This window comes from Thiomonas sp. TH-17, assembly GCF_057473305.1.
Genome location: NZ_JBYCKI010000170.1, coordinates 1 through 5,288, shown reverse-complemented (window position 1 = coordinate 5,288; position 5,288 = coordinate 1). Strand labels below are relative to the sequence as shown.

Below are 5,288 nucleotides of genomic sequence, written 5' to 3'. Positions count from 1 at the left end.
GCCACTTCAGCCGTCATGCCGCTGTGGCGAAGCAGGGCATCGATGCGCGGCTCGCGGCCACGGAAGGCCTTGAACGAATCGATGGCATCGCGGCTACCGCCTACGGCGAGAATGGCCTGCTGGTAGCTTTTGCCCACTTGCGGACTGAGCGGGCCTTCTTGTTCGAAGCGCTCAAAGGCGTCGGCCGACAGCACTTCAGCCCATTTGTAGCTGTAGTAGCCCGCCGCATAGCCCCCGGCGAAGATGTGGGAGAAGCTGTTGACGAAGCGGTTGAACGTGGGCGGCTTCAGCACGGCGATCTCGTCGCGGTTCTCCGTCACCAGTGCTTCAATCGCTTCGGGGGTGTAGGTGCGCAAGTCGTGGTGCAGGCGCATGTCGAGCACAGAGAACTCGACCTGACGCAGCGTCTGCATGCCGGACTGGAAGTTTTTCGCGGCCAGCATTTTGTCGAACAAGGCGCGCGGCATGGCTTGGCCGGTTTCCACATGATGGGTGAGAAAGCGCAGCACTTCCCATTCCCAGCAGAAGTTTTCCATCAACTGGCTGGGCAGTTCCACCGCGTCCCATTCGACGCCAGAGATGCCCGACACGGCGATGTCGTCGACCTGGGTGAGCATATGGTGCAGGCCGTGGCCGAACTCGTGGAACAGGGTCTGTACGTCGTCGTGGCTGAGCAGGGCGGGCTTTCCGCCCACCGGCGAGGGAAAGTTGCAGGTGAGGGTGGCGACCGGGGTTTGCAGCGTGCCGTCTGAGTGCAGCCAGCGCGAGCGCACATGATCCATCCACGCGCCCGAGCGTTTGCCGTCGCGGGCGTACAGATCGAGGTAGAACAGACCGACGCTGTGACCCTCGGTGTTTTCGATGCGATACAGCTCGGCATCGGCGTGCCAGGCGTGAATGTCGCCCTCCACCCGCCGCAGCTTCACGCCGAACAGGGTTTCGACCACGCGGAACAGCCCGGCGATGACGGTGGGCAGAGTGAAATATTGCCGAACTTCCTGCTCCGACAGGGCGTAATGCGACTGCCGCAGTTTTTCCGAGGCCCAGGCGATGTCCCAGGCTTCGAGCGGGGCCAGGCCAAGCTCTGTTTGCGCGAAGGCGCGCAGGGTGTCGAGGTCGCGCTGGGCGAAGGGGCGGGCGCGGGCGGCGAGGTCGCGCAGAAAGTGCAACACCTGCTCCGGGGTGTCGGCCATTTTGGGCACCAGCGAGACTTCGGCGTAGTTGGCGTAGCCGAGCAGACGGGCTTCTTCGTCGCGCAGGGCGAGAATTTCGGCCATGACAGCGGAGTTGTCGAACTTTGCATCGCCAAGCTCGCTTGCACGGGTGACGTAGGCGCGGTACAGGCGTTCGCGCAGCGGGCGGTGTTCGCCGTGCTGCAGCACGGGCATGTACGACGGATAGTGCAGGGTAAATTTGTAGCCGGGTTTGCCGTCGCGCTCGGCGGTTTCGCGCGCGGCCTGCAGGGCATCGGCCGGAATGCCAGCGGTCTGTTCTTCACTGACGTATTCGGCATAGGCCGCTGTGGCATCGAGCACGTGTTCGGAGAAGGTTTGGCTGAGCGCGGCCAGGCGCTCCTGAATTTCGGCGTAGCGGCTGCGGGCGTGGCCTTCGAGCAGCGCACCGCTCAAGCGGAAGTCACGCAAAGCATGCTCGATGATGCGCTGGCGCGTCGGGCTGAGGCGGGAAAACTCGGCGCTGTCGTGCAGCGCCTGATATTGCCGCAGCAGCCCCTCGTTCTGGCCCAGCCGGGTCCAGAACTCGGTGATCTTGGGCAGCATGGCGTTGTAGGCGGCGCGCAGGGCGGGGGTGTCGGCCACGGCGTTGAGGTGGCTGACCACGCCCCAGGCACGACCCAGGTGTTCGGTGGCGCGCTCCAGCGGCTCCACCACGGCGGCCCAGGTAGGGGCGGTGGCGGTTGCGGTGACCTGATCCAGCGTCTGTTCCGCTGCCTGAATCAGCGCGTCGAGCGCGGGCTCGATGTGCTCGGGTTTTACCGCGGCATAGTCGGGAAGATCGCGAAAATCACACAGCGGGTTGTTGGCGGGCAGAGCGAGGGTCATGGTGTCGGTCGGTGCATCAAGTCGGGTCGGGGACGAGGCTGAAATTATGGGCGGGCGTGGGCTCGCTCGCACGACTCCAGAGTATTGACCAGCAGCATCGCAATGGTCATGGGCCCGACGCCGCCGGGCACCGGGGTGATCCAGCCGGCGACTTCGCTGACACCGTCGAAGTCCACATCGCCACAGAGCTTGCCCGCTGCGTTGCGGTTCATGCCCACGTCGATCACCACGGCGCCGGGCTTGACCATGTCGGCAGTGATCAGGTTTTCACGCCCGACGGCGGCCACCAGAATATCGGCCTGGCGGCACACTGCGGCCAGATCGGCCGTGCCGCTGTGCGCGATGGTGACCGTGGCATTGGCCGCCAGCAGCATCAAGGCCATCGGCTTGCCGACAATGTTCGAGCGGCCCACCACCACCGCCGACTTGCCGCGCAGATCGCGCAGGCCGATGGATTCGAGCATTTTCATGCAGCCATAGGGCGTGCAGGGCTTGAAACCGGGCTGTCCCACCATCAATGCGCCTGCGCTGGCGACGTGAAAGCCGTCCACATCTTTGGATGGCGCAATGGCTTCGATCACCTTGTTGGCGTCGATGTGGCGGGGCAGGGGCAATTGCACCAGGATGCCATGGATCTTTGGGTCGGCGTTGAGCGCGGCGATGCGCTGCAACAGCGCGGCCTCTTGCAGATCGGCGGCGTATTGCTCCAGCACCGAGTGGATGCCGGTCTGCTCGCAGGCCTTGATTTTGTTGCGCACATAGACCTGACTGGCCGGGCTGTCGCCCACCAGAATGACGGCGAGGCCGGGGCGATGTCCCGCAGCGCTGCAGGTCTGCGCGCGCTGCGCGACCTGCTGGCGGATTTGGGCGGAGAGGGCGAGACCGTCGAGGCGTTGGGCTGTCATGGGAATGGGCTTCGAAAAATGCACCACGCCCGCATGGGCGGGCGTGGTGCATGGGGAGGGGGCGGATTTATTTGGGTGCGCCGAGTGCAATCTTGAGCAGATCGGCCACGGTGCTGACATTGAGCTTTTCCATGATGTTGGCACGGTGCGCTTCAACGGTTTTTATGCTGATGTTGAGGTCGTCGGCGATCTGCTTGTTCAGCCGCCCGGCCACGATGCGTTCGAGCACTTGCGACTCGCGCGCGGTGAGTCGGCCCAGCAGGGCGCCGCGGCTGGCTTCGGCCTGCTGCTGGTCGGCGGACAGACGCGCTTTTTGCAGCATGCGATCGACCAGGTCGCGCAGCACGACTTCGTTGAACGGTTTTTCGATGAAGTCGATTGCGCCCTTTTTCATGGTGTCCACCGCCATCGGCACATCGCCGTGGCCGGTGATGAACACCAGCGGCATGCTGCAGCCGCGATGCAGCAATTCGTCTTGCAGTTCGAGGCCGTTCATGCCGGGCATGCGCACGTCGACGATGAGGCAGGCGACTTCGCGCGGGTCGAAACGGGTGAGGAAATTTTCGGCGGATTCGAAGCAGCGCACGCGGTAGTCGTTGCCTTCGAGCAGCCACTGCAGCGAATCGCGCACGGCCTCGTCGTCATCCACCACATACACGGTACCTTTGTTGGCTGTTTTCATGAGCAATCGAGAAGGATGGGAAGTGATGAGAAGTGGGGCTTCAGTTGCCGGGGGTCACAAGCGGGACGGAAGGAAGTCGGGATGCGCGGAATCGCCGGATGGGGCCGGTGGCCGAGGCCGCTCTTTGGGGGCTCCGAGCGGCAGGGTGAAGCTGAAGAGGCATCCGGCAATCACCGATTGATTGTAATAATTCTCGGCCCAGAGACGGCCCTGGTGGTACTCGATGATCGAGCGGCAGATGTTCAGGCCGATGCCCAGGCCTTCGGCCTTGGTGGTGTAGAAGGCTTCGAACAGTCGCTCCATCACGGCTTCATCGATGCCGGTGCCGTGATCTTTCACGGTGAAAGTCACCCGCTCGGCATCGGCCATGATCTTGAGTTCGATGCTGCGCAGATTGCCTTGCCGCCCGGCCTTGTCCACCGATTCGGCCGCATTGCGCAGCAGGTTGAGGAGCACCTGCTCGATCAGAATCGGATCGGCGTACAGCGTGGGAATGCCGGGGGCGACGAAGTTGAGCAGCCGCACATTGCGCCGCGTGAGCTCGATATCGGCCAGTTCCAGGGTGTTGCGCACAATGTCCTGCACGCGGCACGACACGCGCGCGGGCTCGCTCTTTTTCACAAAATCGCGCACCCGTTTGATGACCCCGGCGGCCCGCTGCGCCTGCCGTCCGGTTTTTTCCAGCGCATCGATCAATTCCTGCTGGGTCATGCCGTGGGTTTTGACGCGGGCGATCATGCCCGAGGAGTAGTTGCTGATGGCGGTGAGCGGCTGGTTGAGCTCATGCGCCAGCGACGAGGCCATCTCGCCCATGGTGATCAGGCGGCTGGTGATCTGGGCTTTTTCCTCCTGCTTGCGCGCGGTTTCCTCGGCGCGCTTGCGCGGGGTGATGTCGGTGGCGATCAGCAACTGCGCCACCCGGCCGTCCACCCATTGCATATAGCGCTGGCGCACGTCGAACCAGCGGTCGAGCGCTTCGACGTGGGTTTCATGCGCGTTGGAATGGCCGTCGAGGATTTCGTCGGCGGGCAGGCCGGCAAACGAGTCGACGGTGTCGACATGATCGTCGTCGGCGACCGAGGTCATCTGTCCGCCATTGAGCATGAGGTGGCCGTGCACCGACGCGCCGAACCACTGGCGGTAGAGCTTGTTGGCGAACAGCGGCTCTTCGGTGCCCAGCGAGATCACCGAGACCGCGGCGTCCAGCCCTTCGAGCACGGCGACGAAGCGCTCGTGAGAAGCCGCGAGTTCCTGCCGGATGCGGGTGGGCTCGGTGATGTCGGTGACCGACATGATCCAGCCCGTCTGCTTCTCGCGCACATCAATAAGCGGCGAGACATAGACCCGCGCATCGAACTCACTGCCGTTCTTGCGGCGGATCTTGAGCGCGAATCCCGAGGGCGGTGCGAGGCCGTCGAGGCTTTGCTGAATGGCCAGCGCCATTTCTGCGCCTTGTTGCGCGGGCCAGTAAGGGTAGGGCGGCTGGCTGCCGATCAGATCGCTGTCTTCAAAGCCGGTCATGCGGCAGAACGACAGGTTGACATATTGAATGCGACCTTGCATGTCCACCGCCTGCATGCCGGTGGAAAGCGAGTTTTCGATGGCGCGGCGAAAGGCGGTTTCTCGGGTGAGCGCCTCCTG

The 5,288-nt window shown here is 63.8% G+C and carries 4 protein-coding genes; all 4 read right to left on the bottom strand.

What is annotated here, in order from left to right; translation table 11 throughout:
* The coding region (locus AC2VLV_RS10470) for a M3 family metallopeptidase (RefSeq protein ID WP_486989928.1) at positions 1-2,060 on the bottom strand (2,060 nt) is incomplete at its 3' end.
* 44 nt (positions 2,061-2,104) lie between these two features.
* Positions 2,105-2,965, bottom strand: coding sequence for a bifunctional methylenetetrahydrofolate dehydrogenase/methenyltetrahydrofolate cyclohydrolase FolD (folD, locus tag AC2VLV_RS10465; protein ID WP_486989927.1), 861 nt, complete (start codon positions 2,963-2,965; stop codon positions 2,105-2,107).
* A 67-nt stretch (positions 2,966-3,032) separates the two neighbouring features.
* The gene (locus tag AC2VLV_RS10460; RefSeq protein WP_486989926.1) at positions 3,033-3,647 is read right to left on the bottom strand and encodes a response regulator transcription factor; all 615 of its coding nucleotides are present in this window, start codon (positions 3,645-3,647) and stop codon (positions 3,033-3,035) included.
* 54 nt (positions 3,648-3,701) lie between these two features.
* A partial coding sequence (locus AC2VLV_RS10455) for a PAS domain-containing sensor histidine kinase (protein WP_486989925.1) occupies positions 3,702-5,288 on the bottom strand: 1,587 nt, incomplete at its 5' end.